The sequence below is a fragment of the Dactylosporangium sp. CA-152071 genome (assembly GCF_050936335.1).
In the GTDB taxonomy this organism is placed as follows: domain Bacteria; phylum Actinomycetota; class Actinomycetes; order Mycobacteriales; family Micromonosporaceae; genus Dactylosporangium; species Dactylosporangium maewongense.
The window spans coordinates 3,901,179-3,920,788 of record NZ_JBNJMZ010000002.1 but is presented as its reverse complement, the minus strand read 5'-3'; the positions used below and the strand labels follow the sequence as shown (position 1 = coordinate 3,920,788).

Below are 19,610 nucleotides of genomic sequence, written 5' to 3'. Positions count from 1 at the left end.
CTACCTGTGCTGGTCCCTAGACGCGCGGGCGGAAGCTGGCGAACACCAGGTCGAGATCCGGACGGGCCGCGGCCCAGTCGGCGTCGGTGGTCTGCCAGTAGAACCCGTACGCCTGCGTCGGCGACGTCACCACACCACGGTTGTTGACATGCTGGCGCGCGCCCCGCACGAACGTGAACTCCCAGTCGGCCGCCGTCACGAAGTACGGCACCGGCTGGATGTGGACCTCAACGTACCCGGGGAAGTCGCCGGCCGCACGCCGCGAGTCCCGCTGCGCCTGCCAGTCCCGCACCGGGTCCGACTTCGGCTTGTCGGTCTGGTCGATGCCAAGCACCCGCCCGTTCCCGCGGAAGTACACGATCGAGCCGTCCTTGCTCTGCCGCCAGCCGGCCGGCACGTACACCGAGAACCCCGACGGATCGTGATAGTCGATCCACCCGGCGGGCAACGGCGGCAACTGCCCCGCCCCGTTCCCGCCACCGGGAGGCGAGGCGGGCACGGTCGCCGACGGCGTACCCCCCGCGGCCTCACTCGACGGCGCCACACTCGGCGACCCGGCCGGCGCGCTCGTCCCCCCGCCCGTCGCCGTCGCCCCCGCACCTTCCGAACTCGCCGGCGCCGCGGTCCGGTTGCTGTCATCCCCACCCGACCGCAGCACCAGCCACGCCGCCAGCACGACGATCACGAGCGCCCCCGCGACCGCCGCAAGGACCTTGGCCCGCGGTTTCGCGTCGGTACCGGCACCGCCCCCAACTGGCGGCACATCCGGTTCGGGCTTACGCGTCGCCTTGTACGTGACGCCCGGCGCACTCTTCCCGCCACCCGCCGACCCGGTCCCGCGCCCGTCCGCCTTGGCAGGCTGCCCCTGGACCTCCGGCTCGGCACGCAGCCGCGCGGTCTCCTGCTCCGAGTGGACCCGCTCGGCCGCCGGTGCCGCAACGACCTCCGGCTTCGTCTCGACGTGCGCCGCCTCGGTCTCCGCAACGACGTGCTCCGCCTCGGACTTCGCCTCTACGGGTTCCGCCTCGACGTGCCTCGCTTCAGACTCCGCCTCGATGTGCTCGGTCTCGGGCTCCGCCTCGACGCGCTTCGTCTCGGGTTCCGCTTCGGCCTGCTTGGTCTCGGGCTCCTCGTCGGCGTGCTCGGTCTCCGGCTCCGCCACGGCCGCGAACGCAGCCTCCGACTCGGCGCGCAATGCAGCCGCACTCCCGGACTCCGACGACGACCCGGCGCGCAGTCCGGCCGTGTCCTCAGGTTCCGGCTGCTCCGTCGCGGGGTCTTGCTCAGCCTCCAGCGCCGGCACGATCGCAGGCTCCGGCTGGACTTCAGCTTCCGGCGCGGGCTCAAGGTCGGTCTCTTCTTCACCCCCGGTGACCATTCCGGCGGCGCTCACCGGCTCCGGCAGCTGCTCACTCTCCGGCTCGGTCGCGGACTCGAGCGACGCCTCCGACGCCCGCACCGGCTCAGGCTCCGCCTCGGTCGCGTGGTCGGCCTCAGGCTCGGCGCCAGAGTCACCCACCGGAGCGAGCACAGCCTCCGGCTCGACCTCAGACTCGTCGGCAGGCGCGAGCTCAGTCTCCGGCCCGGCCTCGGCATGCGGCTCGGGTTCCAGGTCCGCTGCGGTCTCAGGCTCCGTCGCCGGCTCGTCGGCAGGCTCCGTCCAGAGGTCACCCCCGACCGCCCGCGAACCGTCCGCCATCGCTTCCTGTTCGGCGTGCACCGCCTGGGGCTCGGGTTCCGGGTCCGCTGCGGTCTCGGGCTCAGCGTCCGTCGCCGGTTCGTCGGCGGGCTCCGTCCAGAGGTCGCTTCCGGCCGCCCCGGAACCGTCCGCCGCGGTTTCCTGTCGCGGGGCGGGCTCGGAGGTCGCCGGATCGTTCGGCAGGGGGTCGAGGTCGGCGGGCGCTGGCGGTGCCGACGCGAACTCCGCCGCTGGAGCGGGTGCCGGCACCGGGATCGGCGGCTGCACCACCGTCGGCGGGTCGAGCCGGGTGCGGGGCTGCACGACCGTCGGCGGCTCCGGGGCGGGGCGTTGTGCGGGGACCGGAGGGGCCGGACGCGCCGGCGCGGCGGGTGTCGCGGCCGGAGCGGACGCCGAGCGCCCCCAGCCGCCAAGCCAGGACCGGCGGCGGCGTTCGGTGGGCGCGGCGAGGACGGCCTGGAGGCGCTCCTCGGTCTCGGCGAACCCGGCCCGTGCCCGCGGGTCCTTGCGCAGAAGCCCACGCAGCGCGGGCGCGAGTGCCCCGGCCCGCTGCGGCGGGTCGAGCTCGTCCGACGCGAGCGCCATCAGCGTCTCCATGGCGGACCCGCGCCCGTACGGCGAACGCCCCTCCACCGCCGCGTACAGCGTCGCGCCCAACGACCACAGGTCTCCCGCGGCGCCCGCTGTGCCGTCCCGGGCGCGCTCGGGGGCGATGTACTCGGGCGAACCGAGCACCAGCCCGGTGCGCGTGACGTGACCGTCGCCCTCGATCCGTGCGATGCCGAAGTCGGTGAGCACGACCCGGCCGTCGTCGCCGAGCAGGACGTTGCCCGGCTTGATGTCCCGGTGGTGGACGCCGACGCGGTGCGCCGCCTGCAGCGCGGCGAGCACGGCGAGGCCGATCTCGGCGACCCGCCGAGGGGGGAGCGGCCCGTCGGCACGCAGCGTCTGGTCGAGCGACCGTGACGGCACGTACTCCATGACGAGCCACGGCTGCCCGTCGAACGCGAGCACGTCGTACACGCGAACGACATTCGGATGGGTGAGCCGGGCGGCGGCCCGCGCCTCCCGCAACGTCCGCTCCATCGCGACGTCCCGCGCGTTGTCGAGCAGCTCCGGCGGCAGGATGATCTGCTTCACGGCGACGTCCCGCCCGAGCGTCTCATCGCGGGCCCGCCACACCCTGCCCATCCCGCCCGCCCCAAGTGGTTCAAAAAGGCGATATCGGTCGGCGACGAAGGCGGGCGCGGCGGTCATGCACAAAGGTGTACCCGATCGCTCACCCAAGCACGCAATCGGCACACCGGACCGCCCCCGGACCGTCGTGAGGATCACGACTGCCACCCGCGTGCAACCTGCCGCCACCGCCGCGGCAACCCGTCGCCCCCACTGCCCCCAAACCCGCCCGAACTGCTGACAACCGGCCCGCAACCGATCACCTACCGTTATCGACGGAACGGTTTGTACGGCTCGGAGGGATTTGTGCACCAGAACGTCTCGCACCTCGGCAGCACGGCGGGGACCCTGTTCCTCATCTGCTACGTGATCGCCGGTCTCATCACCGCCGCAGCCGGCTTCCTCCCCGGCAACGCCTCCCGGCTCCGCCTCGTGTGCGTCACCTTCGGCCTCGCGCTCGCCGGTTGGTCGGCCAAGGTCCTCTTCACCGGCGGCCCGATGCTCATCGGCCTGGCCGTCCTGCTCGCCCCGCTGTCGCTGACGGCGACCGCGATCATCGGCACGTGCCGCGCGTACAGCCGCCGCCGCGCCCCGACCCGCCTGTCCCGGCCACACCCGGCAGCCGCCAGGACGTACACCGAGCCCAACTCCCCGTTCCCGCCCGTGGTTCCTGTCCCCGTTCACGCACCTTGGCCTTCCACTCACCTTGCCCCGGCCGACCCGTTCCTGCCCTCGTCCGCTGCCCGTTCCTCTGCCCGTTCCTCCTCGCCCGGCGCCCACCTGTTCCCGGTTGGTGCTCACTCGGCCCCGGTTGCGGGTTCGGACCTGTCCTCGGCTGTCGCGACGCCGAACGACCCGGCCCCTGCCCACCTGGCCTCGACCGTCGCCCACCGCGCAGGCACCGAGGCTCCTGAGACGCCAATGCTCGCGCCAGCGCCCAGGCCCGCGTACGCCGGCCGCGGTTCGGCGCACGGCGCTCCGTCCGTGCACGCTGCGGTGCGGGCCGGCGCAGGGTCCACAGCGACGCCAGCAGCGCCGGCTGGTCAACGCCGCGGTCCGCGCCGTCTCTCGACGCCCGCCGCCCAGCCGCGGTTCCACGGGCACGCGATCGCCCCGCCGCCCGCGTTCCCGACGCCGCCCCGGTTCGCGCCGCAGCCACTGCACAACGTCCCCGCGCCGCAGCCGCACAGTGTCCCCGTGCCGCGCACGCACAACGTCCCCGTGCCGCAGCCGCACAACGACCCCGCGCCGCGCCCGCACAGCGTTCCCGCACCGCGCCCCGCCCTGGACGACCGCATCACCGCCCGGTTCCAGGCCTCCGCGAATCACCTCCAGCCGTCGCCATCGCACTCCTCTCGTTCGAGCCTCGCGCCCTCGCCGGAGCCCTTCGCTTCGCAGCACCCGTCAAGCGCGCAGATGTGGGCCCGTGCGCATGCCTGGACGGGCGAGCAGCCCGCTGTGCACGACTGGACCGACTCGTCGTCGTCACGGCAGCCGTCCCGGCGACTGCGGGGTGTCGTACCGTCGCAGAACCTCGACACGATGACGTCCTCGCCGACGGTCGAGCCCTCGATGCGGATGGCGCTCGCCCCCGTGACCGATCCGTCGCCGTTGCAGCCCTCCTCGGTCCGTGCCCGTCACCGCGCGGGCGGGACGTCCGCCTGACCTGGCCGACCCTCCTGACGCCTCAACCCTGACCGACCACCTCCGCCCCGGCGGGTGGCGGGAACACGCGGTCGACCAGGCTGTCGACGAGCGCCTCCACCCCGTGCGGCCGCAGCACCTCGGGCACGGTGAGGTCGTCGACGATCAGGCCGAGCATGCCCAGATACAGCAGCAGCACCGAGCCGCTGTCGCCGGGCAGGCCCGCGTCGACGTGGAACGCGACATTCGCCTCCAGGTCCGCCGTGAAGAACCGGGTCAGCATGGTGTCGAGCTCGGGCCGGCGGGTCGCCTCCAGCCGTAACTCCAGCAGGGCGAGGTGGCTGCTGCGCTCCCGGCGGGTCCTGTCCAGTAACTGGTGCATGAGGGTCTTCACGAGATCGCGGGACGGTGTCGCGCGCATCGTCTCGGCAAGCTCCGCCGGGTCGGGCGTGAGCCGCTCGCGCACCCGGACCATGAGCTGCTCCAGCAGGTCGGCGCGGTTGCTGAAGTAGTTGGACGTCGTGCCGGTCGGCACCTCTGCCTGCTGGTCCACCGCGCGCAGTGTCAGCCCTCGCGATCCCTCGTCGGCCAGGACCTCGATCGCGGCGTCGAGCAGGGCGGTCCGTCTGGCGGGGTTCTGACGCATCGCTGAGTCCTTCCATGCGGGGCTGGTTGACACCACTGCAAGCACAGTACTACATTCAAACCACTTCATCCACAGTGATTCAAGCGAAGTGAGTGACTGACATGCGAAAGCTGACCTACCTGGTCGCCGCCACGCTCGACGGCTTCATCGCCGGCCCCGACGGACAGTTCGACTTCCTCGGGTTCGAGGACGACTCGGCGGCGGCGATCATCGCCTCCTGGCCCGAGACCCTGCCCACGCACGCCCGGGTGCCGCTCGGCCTGGAAGGCGTGCCCAACAAGCGGTTCGACACCGTCGTGATGGGCCGCGGCACCTATGAGCCCGGCCTCGCGATCGGCATCACCAGCCCCTATCGACATCTGGAGCAGTTCGTCTTCTCCAGGACGCTCACCGACGTCGACCCGACGGTCACGTTCCTGGGCGCGGACACCGATCCCGCCGATTTCGTCCGGGACCTGAAGCGGCGCGAGGGGCTCGACATCTGGCTGTGCGGCGGCGGCGCGCTGGCATCGCAGCTGGTCGGCGAGATCGACGAGCTGATCCTCAAGGTCAATCCGGTCGCGATCGGTTCCGGTGTACCGCTGTTCGCCGCGCCGTTCAAGCCCATGCCGTTCCGGCTGGCGGGCACGCGCACGTTCGACACGGGTGTCGCGTTCATGACCTATGAGAGGGTGACGCCATGATCCGAGCCGCCACGCCCGACGACATCGACCGGGTCGCCGCAGTCGTCGTCGACGAGCCGGTCGGCTGGATCAGCGCCGAGCGCTTCCGGGCCGACCTCGCCGCTCGGATGTACCGGCCGGAGTGGACCTGGATCGCCGAGCGCGACGGCCAGATCATCGCCAGGGCACTGTGGTGGGGACGGGCCGGGGACACCCATCCGGTCGCGCTCGACTGTCTCAGCGTCGACCCGTCGGTGCCAGACCGTGCGGCGCTTGCGGCGGCGCTGCTCCGCGCGGGGATGTCGGCACTGGGCGCGCCGGCGGCGCCGCAGTTCACCGTGTCGGTCGCAGCGGGGTGGCGGGACGACCCCGCGACGGCGGCGGCCGTCGGCTGGCGGCGGGACGCGGCGATCGCCGCTGGACTGACCGACGAGGTGGAGCGGCTGCGTTTCGAGTGGACGCCCGGGCCGGTCGCCTCGGGAGTGGCCGGCCGGGAGCGTGACCGTCTGGTGTTCCAGGAGGCGAGCGACGAGGAGTTCCTGCACGCGTTCCGCCGGGTCGCGTCGGGCAGCCTCGACGTGCAGACGCGGCGCAGCGTCGCCGCGGACGGCATCGACGCCGCCGCACGCTCCGAGATGGACTTCTATCTCGGGTGCCCGGGGGACCGTTCGTGGTGGCGGATCGTCACGACGGGGGACGGGGTGCTGGTGGGGCTGGCGGTGCCGTCGGCGACGCCGTACCACCGCAATGTCGGGTATCTCGGCGTCGTGCCCGAGATGCGAGGCCACGGCTATGTCGACGACATCCTCGGCGAGATCACGCGCATCCACGCCGCCGACGGCGCCCAGGTCATCACCGCGACGACCGACGCGACCAACGCGCCGATGGCAGCCGCCTTCGTCCGGGCCGGGTATCGCACCACCGAGATCAGGATCGTGTATTCCGCGCCAGTGGCGGGCGAGGCGCTCGGCTTACAGTCCTCGACCGCGTGAGGCCGTGACCTGCTGACGCGGTGATGCTGCTTGATCGCAGGCCGCCCGCGGACTGAAGTCGCATCGACCGCGGTCCGCGGACCGGTGCCGGCAGACACCCGTCCGGTTGTGCCTGCCGACCGTCTGTGGGCGGTGCGCCGGAGGTGTCTGCTGGGTCACTGTGTTCGGCGTTTGCGGGCGGCGGCTGCTGGGTCACTGCCTGCGGTGCCAGGTTCGTGGGTGCCAGGTGCGGCGGAGGCGCTCGCGGCGGCACCAGGTCCTGCGGTGTGGGCCGGGCCGTCGTGGGTGGCATGGCGGCGGAACAGTCGGAAGCCGGTGCATGTGGTGGTCCTTTCGGTGGGTGGAGGGTCAGCCGGAGGCGAGCACGTGCGCGAACCGGGGCGACAGCCCTGACGCGTCGGAGTGGCTCTTGAGGAGGGGGACGAGCGTGCCGTACGTGGCAAGGCCCAGCACCCGTGACAGCATCCGCAGCGTGCGGCGCCCCGGGTCGGTCACCGCGGTCTGGCAGCCGAGGAGCCGGACCGCCACCACGTCGTGGCGGTCCAGGATCCGGTCGGCGGCCAAGTGGGTGAAGAACCGGGCCACGTCGCGTTCGAGCATGTCGATCGGGGTGCGACCGAGCCGCAGCAGGTGCTGCCCACGGGTCGAGTGGCCGATCAGGTCCAGGTGCACCGGTCCTGCCGGCCACGCCGCCGTTGTCAGCACGTCACGCAGCTCGGCGAGGGAGGCGGCGTGATGCAGCTGCACGCACCTGGCGACACGGCCGGCGAAGAACGACTCGGAGCAGTCCGGCGAGGCGACGTTCAGCGAAGGGAGGGACACCGGTCAGCCGGTCAATCGCCGAGCGCATCCGGCCACTTGATGGACTGCAGCGATCCGGCCCGCGCCGAGATCGCCACCGACGTGCGCCGGAGTGTTGCCGCCGCCGTGCCGACGGAGGGTGAGGCCGTGCGCGCGGCGCCGGAGGGTGAGGCCGTGCGCGCGGCGCCGGAGGGTGAGGCCGTGCGCGCGGCGCCGGAGGTCAGGGCCGGCGAGTGGCTGGCGGTCGCGGTCAGACGCGGGCCGGCGGACAAGGCCGACGGTGCGAGGCGGCTGGGGCCCGCCCACGGTGGGAGCTTCGGGGCGATCGCGCTCGTGGGGACGGTGGTGCGCAGCAGTTGATGGTTCGTCATTCGGTGCTCCCGTTGGTAGTCGAAGGGGAAGGGACACGGCCGGCGATCAGGAACAAGGGGCCTCGGGTCACCGGGCCGCCGATGGTGGTGAGGCTGGCTGGGCCGGCGTCGCAGTGTTCCGGGGAAGCGAGGTCGAGCCACATCGTGACCGGGGACGTGGCCGGGTCGGTGGAGCGGCCCGGCGGGAAGACGGCGACGCGGGCGAGGGTGCCTCGCTGCTCGAGGATCTCGGCGCAGTGGCCGGCGTAGCGGTTTCCGGCCCGCGGGTCGGGGGTGCCGGGCCAGTACACGACGGATTGGCACTCGTATTCGGCGCCTGTGAAGCCGGTGGAGGCCGGGGTGGGGCGCAGTGAAGGAGGGAGGCGGTCGATGAAGGCGGTGGCCAGGTAGACGGCGCCGGTGAGGCGGAGCTCGGGCCACGCGGGGCCGAGGGTGGACCCGCCGGTGTCGCCGTCCGGGGCGCTGAAACAGTCGTCGACGTCGACGTCCGCCCAGGAGATCTCCTCGGCGACGGCGGCGGATGGAGCACGGGCCAGGTCCACGCTGATCAGACGGGCAGGGTCGAAGTCGTGCTCGACGGGTTCGGTGGTCCAGAAGGCGCAGCGGGTCACGCCGTCGATCCGGCCGAGAAACGCCGGCGTGCCGACGAAGACGGTCCGTGCCGGGGGCGATGCGGTCATGCCAGCAGCATGCGGCGGTCCGCTGAAACGGCGCTGAAGCGGCGCTGAGCAGCCGGACCTGAGCAGCCGGACCTGAGCAGCCGGACCTGAGCAGCCGGACCTGAGCAGCCGGACCTGAGCAGCGGCGCCCGAGGACGGGCAGGCGCCGCAGGCGGGACGACCGATGGAGTTGGGATCGCAGGGTGATGGCCTCGGGCGGACCTCAGCTAATCGGCGAGCCAACGGGCCGCGGAGAGCGGAATCCACCGAGAAGACCGGAGCGGGTAGGAGGGTGGATCGAGCGGGGCCGTGGCTGCGGTGCGGGATGCCCGCAGGACACGGGGGAGACACGGCGGCCACCGCGGGACAGGAGTGCAGCGCCGCGGCGACTGCGGGATGGGGTGAGCATCCGAGGTGCGGCCGTGGAGAAGAGCGTCCTAGCGGTGGCCGGTGGCGAGGAGCGTCCCGGCGGCGGCCAGAGAACAGGACTTGCTGCGCTGCGGGGCCGGAGAGCATCCGAGGGACAGGGGCGTCCCGGCGGCGGCCAGAGAACAGGACTTGCTGCGCTGCGGGGCCGGAGAGCATCCCAGGGACAGGAGCGTTCCGGCGGTGGCCGCGGAACGGGAGCGCTACCCCCGCGGCCGCGGGACAGGAGTGTGTCTCCGCGGCCGCCGAGGGGTGGGAGTGGTTACGCCGCAGTGGCCAGGGTCAGGGCGAACCGTTGCGCGGGGTCGGTCCACCAGTGGCGGACGGAGAAGCCGGCCGCGGTGAGTTCGGCGGTCAGGCCGGACTGGTGGAACTTGGCGGAGACCTCGGTGCGGAGCTCCTCGCCGGCGGTGAAGGTGACCGTCAGGTCCAGGGCGGCGACGTGCACCTGCTGCGCGGTGGTGGAGCGCAGGCGCATCTCGATCCATTCGTTGGCGGGGTCCCAGAGGGCCACGTGCTCGAAGGCGGCGACATCGAAGTCGGCGTCGAGGGTGCGGTTGAGGACGTGCAGGACGTTGCGGTTGAACTCGGCGGTGACGCCGGCCGCGTCGTCGTAGGCGGGGACGAGGACCGACGGGGACTTGACGAGGTCGGCGCCGAGGAGGAACCACTCGCCGGGGTTGAGGCGGGCGCGGAGCGCGGCGAGGAAGGGGGCGCGTTCGGCGGGGGTGAAGTTGCCGATCGTGCCGCCCAGGAAGGCGACCAGACGGTCGCCGGTGTCGGGCAGGGTTTCCAGGTGGTTGACGAAGTCGGCGACGATGCCGTGGATGTGCAGGTCAGGGTATGCGGTTCGGAGGGTCCTGACGGCGTCGCGGAGAGCGGAGGCCGACACGTCGAGCGGGGCGAAGGAGCCCAGCGTCCCGGCGTCGCGCAGCGCGTCGAGCAGCAGACGGGTCTTCTCCGAGGAGCCGGAGCCCAGCTCGACGAGGGTCTTCGCGCCGGTGATGCGGGCGATCGACGAGGCCCGGTCGGCGAGGATCGAGCGTTCGGCGCGGGTCGGGTAATACTCGGGCAGGCGGGTGATCTCCTCGAACAGTTCGCTGCCGCGGGCGTCGTAGAAGTACTTCGGCGGGAGGGTCTTCGGGGTGGCGGTGAGGCCCGCCCGGGCGTCGGCGCGCAGGGCGGCGGTGAGGTCGGCGTCGAGCAGGTACACGTCGAGGTCGGGATCGTGCAGTGTCACGAGAAGGCACCTTCCGTTATGTGTACCGCGGACAGGTCCGCGACGAGCAGGGAGAAGTCGGGGACGGCGCGCCAGCCGGGGTCGTCGTCCAGCGGTTCGGACGCGACGAGCACCCCGCCGTCGGGGGCAGCGCGGACGGACAGCGCGTGGCCGTACACGGAAGCGGCGATGGACCGGCCGTCGGTGAGCAGCAGGTTGAGCCGCGAACCGGGCGCCGCTACCGCCACCGAGGTGACGACCGAGGACACCGCGTCGCCGGGGGACGAGCCGGCCCGCAGGCGCGCCCGGACGAGGGCCCACAGCAGCGCGCTGTCGGTGGGGGCGTCCAGGGTGATCAGGTCGCGCACCGGCAGCTCGGACGCGAGCGCGGCGACGCTGTCGGGCCACCCGGCGACGCGCCCGTTGTGGCTGAACAACCAGGACCCGGAGGTGAACGGCGCGGCCGCGGACTCGGTGACGGGCATGCCGACCGTGGCGGAGCGCACCGCGGCCAGCACCGCGCCCGACGAGGTCGCCGAGGCCAGCGCGGGCAGTGACGGGTCGGTCCACAGTGGACGGGCCGACCGGTACACCACGGGACCGGGGAACCAGCCCAGCCCGAAGCCGTCGGCGTTGATGGTGCCGCCGCCCCGCATGTCGCGCGGCGCCCACGACTGGTGTGACAGGCCGTGCGGCGCGTCGAAGAGCAGTCGCGACAGCGGGATCGGCGGACCGAGGTACGCCAGGTGACGGCACACTAGGCGGGCCCCGAGGAGGAGGCCGTGCGGAAGCCGCTGAAGATCTGGCGGCGGATCGGGTGGTCCCAGTTGCGGAACGTGCCCCGGCACGCCGCCCGGTCGGTGCCGAACGACCCGCCGCGCAGCATCTTGTAGTCGCCGCCGAAGAACACCTCGGAGTACTCGCGGTACGGGAAGGCGCTGAACCCCGGATAGGGCAGGAAGCCGCTGTCGACCCACTCCCACACGTCGCCGATGAGCTGGTGGACGCCGAGCGGCGACGCACCGTCCGGGTAGGCGCCGACGGATGCCGGCCGCAGGTGCCGCTGGCCCAGGTTGGCGTGGCGCGGCGTCGGGTCGTCGTCGCCCCAGGGGTACCGCCGGGATCGGCCCGTCGCGGGGTCGAACCTGGCCGCCTTCTCCCACTCGGCCTCGGTCGGCAGCCGCCGGCCGGCCCAGGCGGCGTACGCCGCGGCCTCGTGGAAGCAGACGTGCACCACCGGCGCGTCCGGCACGATCGGCGCCGTGCGGCCGAAGGTGGTGGCGTGCCAGTCGCCGCCGTCCCGCGTCCAGTGCAGCGGCGCTTCCAGCCCGGCCGAAACACGGTGCTCCCAGCCGGCGGCGGACCAGAAGCGCGGCTGGTCGTAGCCGCCGGCGTCGATGAACGCCGCGTACTGGGCGTTCATGACGGGGGCGGCGTCGATCCAGAAGGCGGGCACGTCGACGCGGTGCGCGGGGCGTTCGTTGTCCAGGGCCCACGGCTCGGTCGACGTGCCCATGTCGAACGGTCCGGCCGGCACGTGCACCTCCCCGCCCACGGCGACGACCGCGGACGGTGGCGGGTCTGCCGCCAGTACCGGCGAACCCACCCGCAACTGGTGGGTGGCGAGCATCGTCTCGTCGTGCTGCTGCTCGTGCTGCACGATCATCCCGAACGCGAACCCGTCCCGCAGCAGCTGCCGCGCCGGGTCTGAGGGCAGGCGGTCGACGACGTCGAGCACCTTGTCGCGGACGGTCGAGACGTACGCGCGGGCCTCCGCCGGGCCGAGCAGCGGCAGCTGCGGCCGGTCCCGCCGGGCGTGCTTGAACGCGTCGTAGAGGTGGTCGATGTCCTGCCGGACGGGTTCGCGGCCGCCGACGTCACGGACGAGCCACAGCTCCTCCTGGTTGCCGATGTGCGCCAGGTCCCACACCAGCGGAGACATCAGCGGCGAGTGCTGCCGGACGAGGTCGGCGTCGTCGACGGCGTCGGTGAGGATCTCGGACCGCCGGCGGGTGCGTTCCAGCTCGGCGGCCACGCGCTCTCTCAGACTCATGCCGTCACCTCCGCGGCGCTCCGGCGAGCCGCGCTGCAGCGAGCCGCGCTCCGGCGACGGCCGGACCAGACGCTACGCTTCGAACCGTTCATGGCGGGTGCTCCCTTCGATGACGTCCAGCAGCAGGTCGTCGGGCAGGTCGAGCCGTGACAGGGCCAGGTCGCGGACCGCGGTCGCGGCCCGGGCCAGGGCCGGGTCGGCCATGCCGAGGCGGGCGGCCAGGGCCCACTCGCCGGCGACGGGCGCGCACAGCTCACGCACCCGGTCGACGGTCGGCTCGTCGGCGAGCAGCGCGGTGAGGATCGCGGCCGGCGCGAACCAGTCGGGGCCCCGCAGCGTGTCGAGGTAGCGCACCTCGAGGTAGCCGCGCGGGCGCACCGGCGGGAACAGCGTGCTCAGGTGGTAGTCCAGGTCCGCCCAGGTGGGCGGCTCGCCCAGCGCGCCGCGGATCCAGTCGGCGAACGTGACCCCCGCCGGCGCGGTCCACGGCCCGTCGGCGCGCCGGACGCAGAGCAGTTGCGCGTCCAAGGCGTAGCGGGCCCACTCGCCGGCGGGATCCTCAAGAAAGGGGACCGGACGGGTCCTGGACGGGTCGATCGCCAGCCACGTGCGCATCCGCGCCGACGCCCAGCCGGTGTCGTGCCCGGCGTGGCGCCGCGAGTTGGCGAACAGGGCGATGAGCGGCGGCCCGAGGTCGTGCACCGCGGCCCAGCGTGACGGCGGGCCCGCGTCGAGGCAGACCTGCAGGCCGGCGGTGCTGCACATCATGGTGCGCCCGGCGTCGTTGCGGCGCGCGAACGCCGACGCCATCGCGTCGTACCGGGGAGTGGAGAGCATCCGCCGCGGCCGGCGGTGCGGGTCGATGCCGGTGCCGCCGAGCTCCAGCCCGGCGCGGGCGAGTCGCCCGGTGAGCTCCGCGAGATCGGCGCTGACGGCCTCGTGGAGGTCCGTCAGGGAGCGTTGCGGGACGGTGGAGAGCTCCACCTGGCCACCCGGTTCGAGGGTGACGGCCGACCCGTGCCGCAACGGCAGGTGTGCCGTGCCGGCGTGCAGGGCGGGTGGTGCGTGGTCGCCGAGCGCCTGACACATTCGATCGGGATCGACGTATGTCGTTGGGTCAGCGCTGGCATGGACGGTGTACTCGAGCTCGACGCCGACCGTCTCCGGTGGTCCCGTCTTGAAGCAGATCGATGCAATGTAGCCCTCGGCCTGCTCAATGGCGCAGATCACCGCATCGGAGTCGGCGGCCGTGCGGTCGATACGCAAGGTCGCCATGCGAGCCGACGCTACCCGAGGATCCGGCCGTCGGCGAACGTTCACGTTGAACAAGTGGTTACCGATCCGTTACGTACACGCGTTCGAACTTGGCGAACACCTGCTGGTCGTGAACCGTAGATGTACCCGCCCGAGTGAACGCCGACACCTCAGCGCAGCAACCGGTACAGGCCGAGGATCTCCCGCGTGACGGGCTTGAACATCCGGAAGCGGGACATCGCGACCAGCCGGTCGATCAGCGGCGCGGACCGCTCGACCAGCAGCCGGGTCTTCTCCTGCCCGGGGGAGGTGTCGTGCACCCAGTACAGCGTGACACCCATCTGCGCGAGCCACAGCAGCTCCGGCAGCTCGGCCCGCAGCTCGGGGTCGATCTTCGTGGTGGCGCCGTCCACGACGGACCGGAACATCCGCACCGACCGCTCCCGCGCCGGCGCGGACTCGGCGCTGAACGGGCTCAGCGGTGAGCCGGGCTCGGCGGCCGTCTTGAAGAACGTGCCGGCGAAGCCGTGATAGGGCGCCATCGTCTCCACGCCGGCGAGCATCGCGGCGCGCAGCCGGTCGACGAACGTCCCCGGCGCGGCCAGGAGCTGCTCGCACGCCTCGGCGTGGGCGTCCTGGACCGTGGTGTAGAACGCCTGGACCAGGTGATCCTTGGACGGGAAGTAGTAGTACGCGTTGCCGACCGAGACGCCGGCGGCCGTCGCGATCGCGCGCATCGTGGTCTTGTCGTAGCCCTGCTCGCCGAAGAGCCGGACGGCGGTGTCCACGATCAGCCGCCGGGTCTGTTCGCCTTTCGCGGTCGGCTCGGTGTCAGACGTCGCAGGTTCCACCACAGTCCGCACCATATCCTTGTGGCGTCGTCCCCCGGCGTACGGCGGCCGCCGCGGCCACCATCCGCCGCGCCGTCGGACGCAGGTCTGGCCGGGCAAGGCGCGCCGCCAGCCCCCGATAACCTTCCAGCGCCCACAGGCAGATGATCCATGCCGCGTCGCCGGTGTAGATGCCGCCGTCGTCGGCGACCACCGTGATGTCGGCCAGGGTCTCTGCCGGATCGAGCGCCGGATACCGGCGGCGCGCCTCATCCGAACCCGCCGGAACGAACTCCAGCGGCACCAGTTGCGCCCGCGACGCGAGCCACGCCCGTGCCGTCCGGCACAGTCCGCAACCCGCGTCGTAGAGCACGGTGAGCTTCGTGATCATTGCGGTGGCAGCGGCTCGTCGGGCTGGGTCTCCGGCCGCGGCATCTGCTGCGGTACCGGCTGCGAGGTGGGCTTCGGGTAGCCGTGCGGGGCGGCCGGGCGCGGCGACATCCCGTACGGCGGCAGCGGCGGATACGGAGCCGGCATCATCCTGGTCGGCGGGACGGGCGGCGGCAGCTGGTCCAGCATCCGCCGCCGGCGGAACCGGCTCAGCACGAACAGGTTGAAGAAGTGCAGCCCGCCGAGCACGAGCAGCACCAGGCCCAGCTTCCACGCCAGGGCCTCCATCGCCGAGCTGCCGTCCGGCAGTCGCTGCCCGATCTTCAGCGCCACCGCCACGTAGCCGAGGTTGAGCAGGTAGAAGCCGACCACCAGCAGGTGGTTGACCGACTTGGCGAGCCGCTCGTCCGTGAGTGCGTCGTCGAGGAACACCTGGCCGTTCTTGAGCAGCGTCCGCGCCACCCAGACGGTGAGGACGATGCTCACCGCCAGATAGATGAGGTACGTGCCGAGCTTGAGGTCCATGACCGGCCCCTTCTTGAACGTGTTCAACTACGCTCACGGTAGACCCGTTCTTGAACGCGTTCAATTGTGGGTCCAGTCTCATTGCGCTCACGTGTACGTGAGCGCAATGAGACAGGGTCGCGCTCGCGCGTGCGTGCGTCGGGCTCACGTGTACGTGACCCATGTGCCACCGACCGTGCCCACCGTCGTCACCTTGCCGTCGTCGCCGCCCACGACCACCAAGCCGTCGCCGAGCACCTGCAGCGTCGGCTTGTTGATCGTGCTCAGCGGTATGGAGATCCACTCCTCGGTGCCGTCCGCGCCCCGCAGCCGCAGCCCGTCGAGGCCGTCCCGACCGTCCTGACGGGACAGCCACAGCAGGCGCCCGCCGCCGAGCGCGGCCACCTCGCGGGCGTCCGCCGGCAGCGGCGGCTGGTCGACCGCCCGGCCGTCCACCAGCCGGGCGACGATGCCGGTCTGGTCGCTGGAGTACCAGAGCTCGCGCCGGTCCGGCGACAGCAGCAGGCGGATCGCCTCCCGCACCTCCCGCACGTCCGTCCAGGTGGTGCCGTCGGCGGAGTGCACCAGCAGGGACGGGGCGTCCATCAGGTGCCGCTGCATCACGACCCACAGGCCGCCGTCGGCGGTGCGCACACCCGTGACCGGGATCCACCCGGCCCGGGTCGGCGCCGCGCCGACGTCCTCGGCGCCGCCCCGCAGCAGCCGGCCGGTGCAGCCGTCGGTCAGCGGCTGCGGGCAGGTCGTGGTCAGCACGTCCGGCGACCGCGTCCACGGGGCGTCGTCCCGCGGCTGCTCGATCCAGGTGCCGCCGCCGTCGGACGACGACCACGCGCCCTGCCCGTCGGTGAGCCAGACCCCCCGCTCGTGGGCGTGGTGCAGGACGCCCGCGGCCCCGAGGCGCGGCAGCTGCCGCGCCCGCCAGGTGAGGCCACCGTCGTCGGTGCTGCCCAGGAGCGGGTCGCACACGTCCGCGACGCACCGGTTGTAGAGCACCCAGCCGTGCCGGCGGTCGGCGAACATGAGCTGGCGCGGGCCGGTGGCGCCGTCGAGCACCACCGGCCGCTCGACCACCTGGAAACCGGAAGGCCTCGGTATGGGCCGGCCGGCGCCGGCCGCGCGCAGCGCCAGCCCACCGCCGATCGTGAGCGCGGCGACCAGGAGCCCCGCGAGCCAGCCGCGCAGGCGGTGGACCATCCACGCCGGCGTGACCCGGACCGGCAGGTCCTCCACCGGCAGCGGCCGGAACGTCCCGGCGAACTCCTCGGCGAACCGGGCGAACTCCTCCTCGACCTGTGTCTCACGCATGCCACACCTCCCGGTCGAGCTCGGCGGCCAGCGCCGACCGGCCGCGGCTCAGCCACGACCGCACGGTGCCCTCAGCGACGCCCTCCTGCTCGGCGATCTCCGCCGTCGTCAGCTGGGCCAGGTGCCGCAGGACCAGGGCCCGGCGCTGCGCCGCGGGCAGCTTCGCCAGGCTCTCCACCAGGACGACCCGGTCCGGCGACGGGCCCTGCACCGGGTCGGGGACGCGCTGGCGTTGCAGGAAGCGCACCGCGTGCTGCAACCTCCGGAGCCGGCTCGTCGCCAGGTTCCACGCGACGTGCCGCACCCACGCGGCCGGGTCGGTGTAACCGGACACCGCCGGCCAGCGCTCCAGGGCACGGCAGAACGCCTCCTGGGTCAGGTCCTGCGCCTCGGCATGGTCGCCCAGGTACGCGTAGAGCTGCACAGCGATCCCGGCGAACCGGGTCCCGTACAGCTCCGCGAAGTCCTCCGGAGGGCGTGGCATGCCGGTATCACGCCTGGACCCGCCGAAGTGTTGCACCCCGATTTACAAGCCGGCCACGAGCAGCGCCGAGATCAGCAGCGAGACCTGGTGCAGGGCCTGGTCGGCGACGTACATGCCGCAGACCGGGCTGGTCGTGTCGGCGAACCGCGGCGAGCCTGTCGCCCGCAGCACCGCCCGCACCGGCCAGCGCCGGTCGAGCAGGCCGTGGGTCAGGGCGGAGAACGCCACCCCGGCGCCGACCCCGGCCGGCGACAGCGGCAGGCGCAGCGCCGCGCAGGTCAGCAGCAGCGCCGCGGTGATCGTCACGTGGTACGTCAGCAGATGCCCAGCGAGGGCCCGCCAGCCGGCGGCGCCGCGGGTCGCCTTGTGCGTCGCCTGCCGGTCGGTCTGCGCCACGTGATCACCGAGCGAGTGCCCGACGAGCAGGACCACGAGCGTCACCACGAAAACGACGGACCGGCTCAGCGTCTCATAGGACATGATGGAGGGGCTCCTCACGGGGAGCAGCGGGACGGTTCGGTCTTGGAGGATGGGGCCGTCCCGCCGCATCGACATTGATGGAGCCGCCATCATCCGCCCGCTCCGCACCCGACTTCTACGTCGAACGTTGCAGAACACATGTGTCGTGAGTCGCGTGATCCACTCCCACGCAGAGGTTCCCCGGCGGGCATGAGCGGTGGCATGGTGGACCCGCGACCCTGGGGGCGTCAGTCCCGCTCCTCCTGCGTCACGCCGCGCCAGACGCCTGTCCGCGGATCGCCGACGAGCGCCGCGGCTGGTGCAGCTTCCCCTGAACCCACCGCCTCAGCCACACACGCCGGGGGCGAAGCGAGCGCTGCGTTGCCCGACCAAGCGCCGGCCGCCGCTGACAGCGGATGAGCCTGACGCCGACGTCCCGGGCCGCCGGTGCCGCGGTGAAACGCCGGACCGCCACGCCGGTGGGACTTGGTGGCGTGGCGGTCTGGAATGGGCGGTCAGACACCCCAGGAGCTGAGGTGTCAAGCAGCGGTGGCTTGTGTGCGGTGTGACCAGGCGGTTGTCTGGTTGTAGGGGCTGGTGGTTTTGAGGCATCCGTGGAGGATGCCGACGAGTCGGTTGCCGATCTGGCGGAGAGCGGCGTTGTGCCCGATCTCGCGGGCGCGGAGTTCGTCGTAGTAGGCGCGGACGGCGGGGTCGTGCAGGATCGCGGCGCCGGCCTGCATGTGCAGGGCGTCGATGAGGCGGTCGTTGTGCACGTACCGGGCGTGGACGGTTTGCGTCTTGCCGGACTGGCGGGTGATCGGGGCGGTCCCGGCGTAGTTCTTGCGGGCTTTGGCGTCGGCGTAGCGACCGGTGGCATCGCCGAACTCTGCGAGCACCCGGGCGCCGAGGACCGCGCCGATGCCGGGTTGGCTGAGGTAGACCTCAGCGTCCGGGTGCAGGCCAAAATGGGCCTCGACCTCACCGTCGAGGGTGCGGATCTCGGTGTTGAGGGTCTGCAGGACCGCGATTGTCGCCCGGACGGTGGCCGCGTAGGCGCCGGCGACGATGTCGGCCTGGCCGAGGTGCTCGGCGCGGAGTGCCTGCTGGATCGCGGCGGCCTTGGCGGGGATGTCCCGGCGGCGGGCCTTGCGCAGCGCCGCGCTGATCTGGGCGACGGTGAGTTTCGCCGCGGCGGCTGGTGTCGGGGCCTTGGCGAGCAGTTCGAGGGCGTCCCCACCGGTGAGGGTCAGCACCTGGTATGCCTGCACAGCGGCCGGGAAGTAGTCCCGCAACGCCGCCCGCAGCCGCAGCGTGTGCCTGGTGCGTTCCCAGATCAGCGTCTGATGCGCCCTCGCGACGACCTTGACCGCCTCGGCGATGTCTGAGTCCGCGGCGACCTGACGCAGCTGGTGGCGGCGGGTGCGGACCATGTCGGCCAGGGTGTGCGCGTCGGCCTTGTCGCTCTTGGCGCCCGACAACGACAGCAGTTCACGGTGCCGGGCGGCCTGCTTCGGGTTCACTCCGTAGACCTGGTAGCCGGCCGCGGTCAGCGCCCGGACCCACGGCCCCCGGTCGGTCTCGATGCAGACCAGGACATCCGCGGGTCGGGCGTCCACGGGCAGGAACCCGGCGACGAGGTCATGGAAACGGGCGATCCCGTCCACGCCCTCGGGCAGTCGGGCCGTGCGCACCGCCCGGCCGTGTTCGTCCTGCACCTCCACATCGTGATGATCTTCCGCCCAGTCGTCGCCGACGAACAACACTCCGGATCTCCGCTCTGCCACGGGTCAACACCAGCAGCCCGCGGAAGACATCGGCGTCCTAATGGACCAGTGCTCACGCCGCGTTCAGCGGGCACGACACCCCATCAGCCGTCCATCTCCCGACCACGGACGGGGGCACGTTCTGACCGTAGGACTCAACGTTCAGTCCAGGCGGTGGGAGTGCTCACCCCGTCCGCGGCTACCAGGCACCGAGTCTGCCAGCGGCTGACCCGGTAGCTCCCATTAGGC

The 19,610-nt window shown here is 72.5% G+C and carries 19 protein-coding genes; 4 read left to right on the top strand and 15 right to left on the bottom strand.

All coding sequences use genetic code 11. The features are described from left to right. Nucleotides 1-16: 16 nt before the first annotated feature. The gene (locus tag ACQEVZ_RS57580; RefSeq protein WP_433384966.1) at nucleotides 17-2,890 is read right to left on the bottom strand and encodes a protein kinase domain-containing protein; all 2,874 of its coding nucleotides are present in this window, start codon (nucleotides 2,888-2,890) and stop codon (nucleotides 17-19) included. Between the two features lie 291 nt (nucleotides 2,891-3,181). Between ACQEVZ_RS57580 and ACQEVZ_RS57575 the strand changes: the two genes are divergently transcribed. Further along, nucleotides 3,182-4,540 carry a hypothetical protein gene (locus tag ACQEVZ_RS57575; RefSeq protein WP_433384963.1) on the top strand — a complete coding sequence of 453 codons (1,359 nt, stop codon included), beginning with the start codon at nucleotides 3,182-3,184 and terminating at the stop codon, nucleotides 4,538-4,540. Nucleotides 4,541-4,562: 22 nt separating this feature from the next. Here the strand turns inward: ACQEVZ_RS57575 and ACQEVZ_RS57570 are convergent, their stop codons facing one another. After that, complete coding sequence (locus ACQEVZ_RS57570) at nucleotides 4,563-5,165, bottom strand: TetR/AcrR family transcriptional regulator (protein ID WP_354890965.1); 603 nt, start codon at nucleotides 5,163-5,165, stop codon at nucleotides 4,563-4,565. A gap of 101 nt (nucleotides 5,166-5,266) precedes the next feature. Here ACQEVZ_RS57570 and ACQEVZ_RS57565 point away from each other — a divergent pair, with 101 nt between their 5' ends. Beyond that, nucleotides 5,267-5,848, top strand: a complete 582-nt coding sequence (locus tag ACQEVZ_RS57565) for a dihydrofolate reductase family protein (RefSeq protein WP_433384960.1) — start codon at nucleotides 5,267-5,269, stop codon at nucleotides 5,846-5,848. Continuing rightward, nucleotides 5,845-6,819: a GNAT family N-acetyltransferase gene (locus ACQEVZ_RS57560; protein WP_433384957.1), complete on the top strand. Its 975-nt coding sequence runs from the start codon at nucleotides 5,845-5,847 to the stop codon at nucleotides 6,817-6,819. Before ACQEVZ_RS57565 ends, ACQEVZ_RS57560 begins: the two co-directional genes overlap by 4 nt. 348 nt (nucleotides 6,820-7,167) lie before the next feature. Here the strand turns inward: ACQEVZ_RS57560 and ACQEVZ_RS57555 are convergent, their stop codons facing one another. After that, nucleotides 7,168-7,641 carry a hypothetical protein gene (locus ACQEVZ_RS57555; protein WP_433384954.1) on the bottom strand — a complete coding sequence of 158 codons (474 nt, stop codon included), beginning with the start codon at nucleotides 7,639-7,641 and terminating at the stop codon, nucleotides 7,168-7,170. Between the two features lie 39 nt (nucleotides 7,642-7,680). Between ACQEVZ_RS57555 and ACQEVZ_RS57550 the strand changes: the two genes are divergently transcribed. Beyond that, on the top strand, nucleotides 7,681-7,980 hold the full coding sequence (locus tag ACQEVZ_RS57550) for a hypothetical protein (protein ID WP_433384951.1): 300 nt from the start codon (nucleotides 7,681-7,683) through the stop codon (nucleotides 7,978-7,980). A gap of 7 nt (nucleotides 7,981-7,987) precedes the next feature. Here the strand turns inward: ACQEVZ_RS57550 and ACQEVZ_RS57545 are convergent, their stop codons facing one another. The 12 genes from ACQEVZ_RS57545 to ACQEVZ_RS57490 form a co-directional block, all read right to left on the bottom strand. Further along, nucleotides 7,988-8,671, bottom strand: coding sequence for a hypothetical protein (locus ACQEVZ_RS57545; protein ID WP_344504675.1), 684 nt, complete (start codon nucleotides 8,669-8,671; stop codon nucleotides 7,988-7,990). 667 nt (nucleotides 8,672-9,338) lie between these two features. Then, on the bottom strand, nucleotides 9,339-10,310 hold the full coding sequence (egtD, locus tag ACQEVZ_RS57540) for an L-histidine N(alpha)-methyltransferase (RefSeq protein ID WP_433386206.1): 972 nt from the start codon (nucleotides 10,308-10,310) through the stop codon (nucleotides 9,339-9,341). A 2-nt stretch (nucleotides 10,311-10,312) separates the two neighbouring features. Next, nucleotides 10,313-11,053, bottom strand: coding sequence for an ergothioneine biosynthesis protein EgtC (gene egtC, locus ACQEVZ_RS57535; RefSeq protein ID WP_433384948.1), 741 nt, complete (start codon nucleotides 11,051-11,053; stop codon nucleotides 10,313-10,315). Further along, nucleotides 11,053-12,348 carry an ergothioneine biosynthesis protein EgtB gene (egtB, locus tag ACQEVZ_RS57530; protein WP_433384945.1) on the bottom strand — a complete coding sequence of 432 codons (1,296 nt, stop codon included), beginning with the start codon at nucleotides 12,346-12,348 and terminating at the stop codon, nucleotides 11,053-11,055. The genes egtC and egtB overlap by 1 nt, the downstream gene beginning before the upstream one ends. Nucleotides 12,349-12,420: 72 nt before the next feature. Continuing rightward, on the bottom strand, nucleotides 12,421-13,623 hold the full coding sequence (gene egtA / locus ACQEVZ_RS57525; protein ID WP_354890971.1) for an ergothioneine biosynthesis glutamate--cysteine ligase EgtA: 1,203 nt from the start codon (nucleotides 13,621-13,623) through the stop codon (nucleotides 12,421-12,423). Nucleotides 13,624-13,772: 149 nt separating this feature from the next. Further along, nucleotides 13,773-14,456, bottom strand: coding sequence for a TetR/AcrR family transcriptional regulator (locus tag ACQEVZ_RS57520; protein ID WP_354890972.1), 684 nt, complete (start codon nucleotides 14,454-14,456; stop codon nucleotides 13,773-13,775). Continuing rightward, complete coding sequence (locus tag ACQEVZ_RS57515; RefSeq protein ID WP_344504682.1) at nucleotides 14,434-14,823, bottom strand: thiol-disulfide oxidoreductase DCC family protein; 390 nt, start codon at nucleotides 14,821-14,823, stop codon at nucleotides 14,434-14,436. The genes ACQEVZ_RS57520 and ACQEVZ_RS57515 overlap by 23 nt, the downstream gene beginning before the upstream one ends. Continuing rightward, nucleotides 14,820-15,374, bottom strand: coding sequence for a hypothetical protein (locus tag ACQEVZ_RS57510; protein ID WP_433384940.1), 555 nt, complete (start codon nucleotides 15,372-15,374; stop codon nucleotides 14,820-14,822). Before ACQEVZ_RS57510 ends, ACQEVZ_RS57515 begins: the two co-directional genes overlap by 4 nt. A gap of 117 nt (nucleotides 15,375-15,491) precedes the next feature. Beyond that, a complete protein-coding gene (locus ACQEVZ_RS57505; RefSeq protein ID WP_433384938.1) occupies nucleotides 15,492-16,652 on the bottom strand; it encodes a hypothetical protein in 1,161 nt (386 codons plus the stop codon). After that, a complete protein-coding gene (locus ACQEVZ_RS57500; RefSeq protein WP_433384935.1) occupies nucleotides 16,645-17,136 on the bottom strand; it encodes an RNA polymerase sigma factor in 492 nt (163 codons plus the stop codon). The genes ACQEVZ_RS57505 and ACQEVZ_RS57500 overlap by 8 nt, the downstream gene beginning before the upstream one ends. A 42-nt stretch (nucleotides 17,137-17,178) precedes the next feature. Beyond that, on the bottom strand, nucleotides 17,179-17,616 hold the full coding sequence (locus ACQEVZ_RS57495; RefSeq protein ID WP_433384932.1) for a DUF3307 domain-containing protein: 438 nt from the start codon (nucleotides 17,614-17,616) through the stop codon (nucleotides 17,179-17,181). 518 nt (nucleotides 17,617-18,134) lie between these two features. Next, nucleotides 18,135-19,361, bottom strand: coding sequence for an IS110 family transposase (locus tag ACQEVZ_RS57490; RefSeq protein WP_433386204.1), 1,227 nt, complete (start codon nucleotides 19,359-19,361; stop codon nucleotides 18,135-18,137). Between the last annotated feature and the right edge of the window lie 249 nt (nucleotides 19,362-19,610).

Excerpts from the sequence above, each read along its gene's own strand:
- ACQEVZ_RS57580 (WP_433384966.1), bottom strand. The coding sequence starts at position 2,890 with ATGGGCAGGGTGTGGCGGGCCCGCGATGAGACGCTCGGGCGGGACGTC.
- ACQEVZ_RS57570 (WP_354890965.1), bottom strand. The coding sequence starts at position 5,165 with ATGCGTCAGAACCCCGCCAGACGGACCGCCCTGCTCGACGCCGCGATC.
- ACQEVZ_RS57565 (WP_433384960.1), top strand. The coding sequence starts at position 5,267 with ATGCGAAAGCTGACCTACCTGGTCGCCGCCACGCTCGACGGCTTCATC.
- ACQEVZ_RS57560 (WP_433384957.1), top strand. The coding sequence starts at position 5,845 with ATGATCCGAGCCGCCACGCCCGACGACATCGACCGGGTCGCCGCAGTC.
- ACQEVZ_RS57550 (WP_433384951.1), top strand. The coding sequence starts at position 7,681 with ATGGACTGCAGCGATCCGGCCCGCGCCGAGATCGCCACCGACGTGCGC.
- ACQEVZ_RS57545 (WP_344504675.1), bottom strand. The coding sequence starts at position 8,671 with ATGACCGCATCGCCCCCGGCACGGACCGTCTTCGTCGGCACGCCGGCG.
- egtB (WP_433384945.1), bottom strand. The coding sequence starts at position 12,348 with ATGAGTCTGAGAGAGCGCGTGGCCGCCGAGCTGGAACGCACCCGCCGG.
- egtA (WP_354890971.1), bottom strand. The coding sequence starts at position 13,623 with ATGGCGACCTTGCGTATCGACCGCACGGCCGCCGACTCCGATGCGGTG.
- ACQEVZ_RS57515 (WP_344504682.1), bottom strand. The coding sequence starts at position 14,823 with ATGATCACGAAGCTCACCGTGCTCTACGACGCGGGTTGCGGACTGTGC.
- ACQEVZ_RS57505 (WP_433384938.1), bottom strand. The coding sequence starts at position 16,652 with ATGCGTGAGACACAGGTCGAGGAGGAGTTCGCCCGGTTCGCCGAGGAG.
- ACQEVZ_RS57500 (WP_433384935.1), bottom strand. The coding sequence starts at position 17,136 with ATGCCACGCCCTCCGGAGGACTTCGCGGAGCTGTACGGGACCCGGTTC.
- ACQEVZ_RS57495 (WP_433384932.1), bottom strand. The coding sequence starts at position 17,616 with ATGTCCTATGAGACGCTGAGCCGGTCCGTCGTTTTCGTGGTGACGCTC.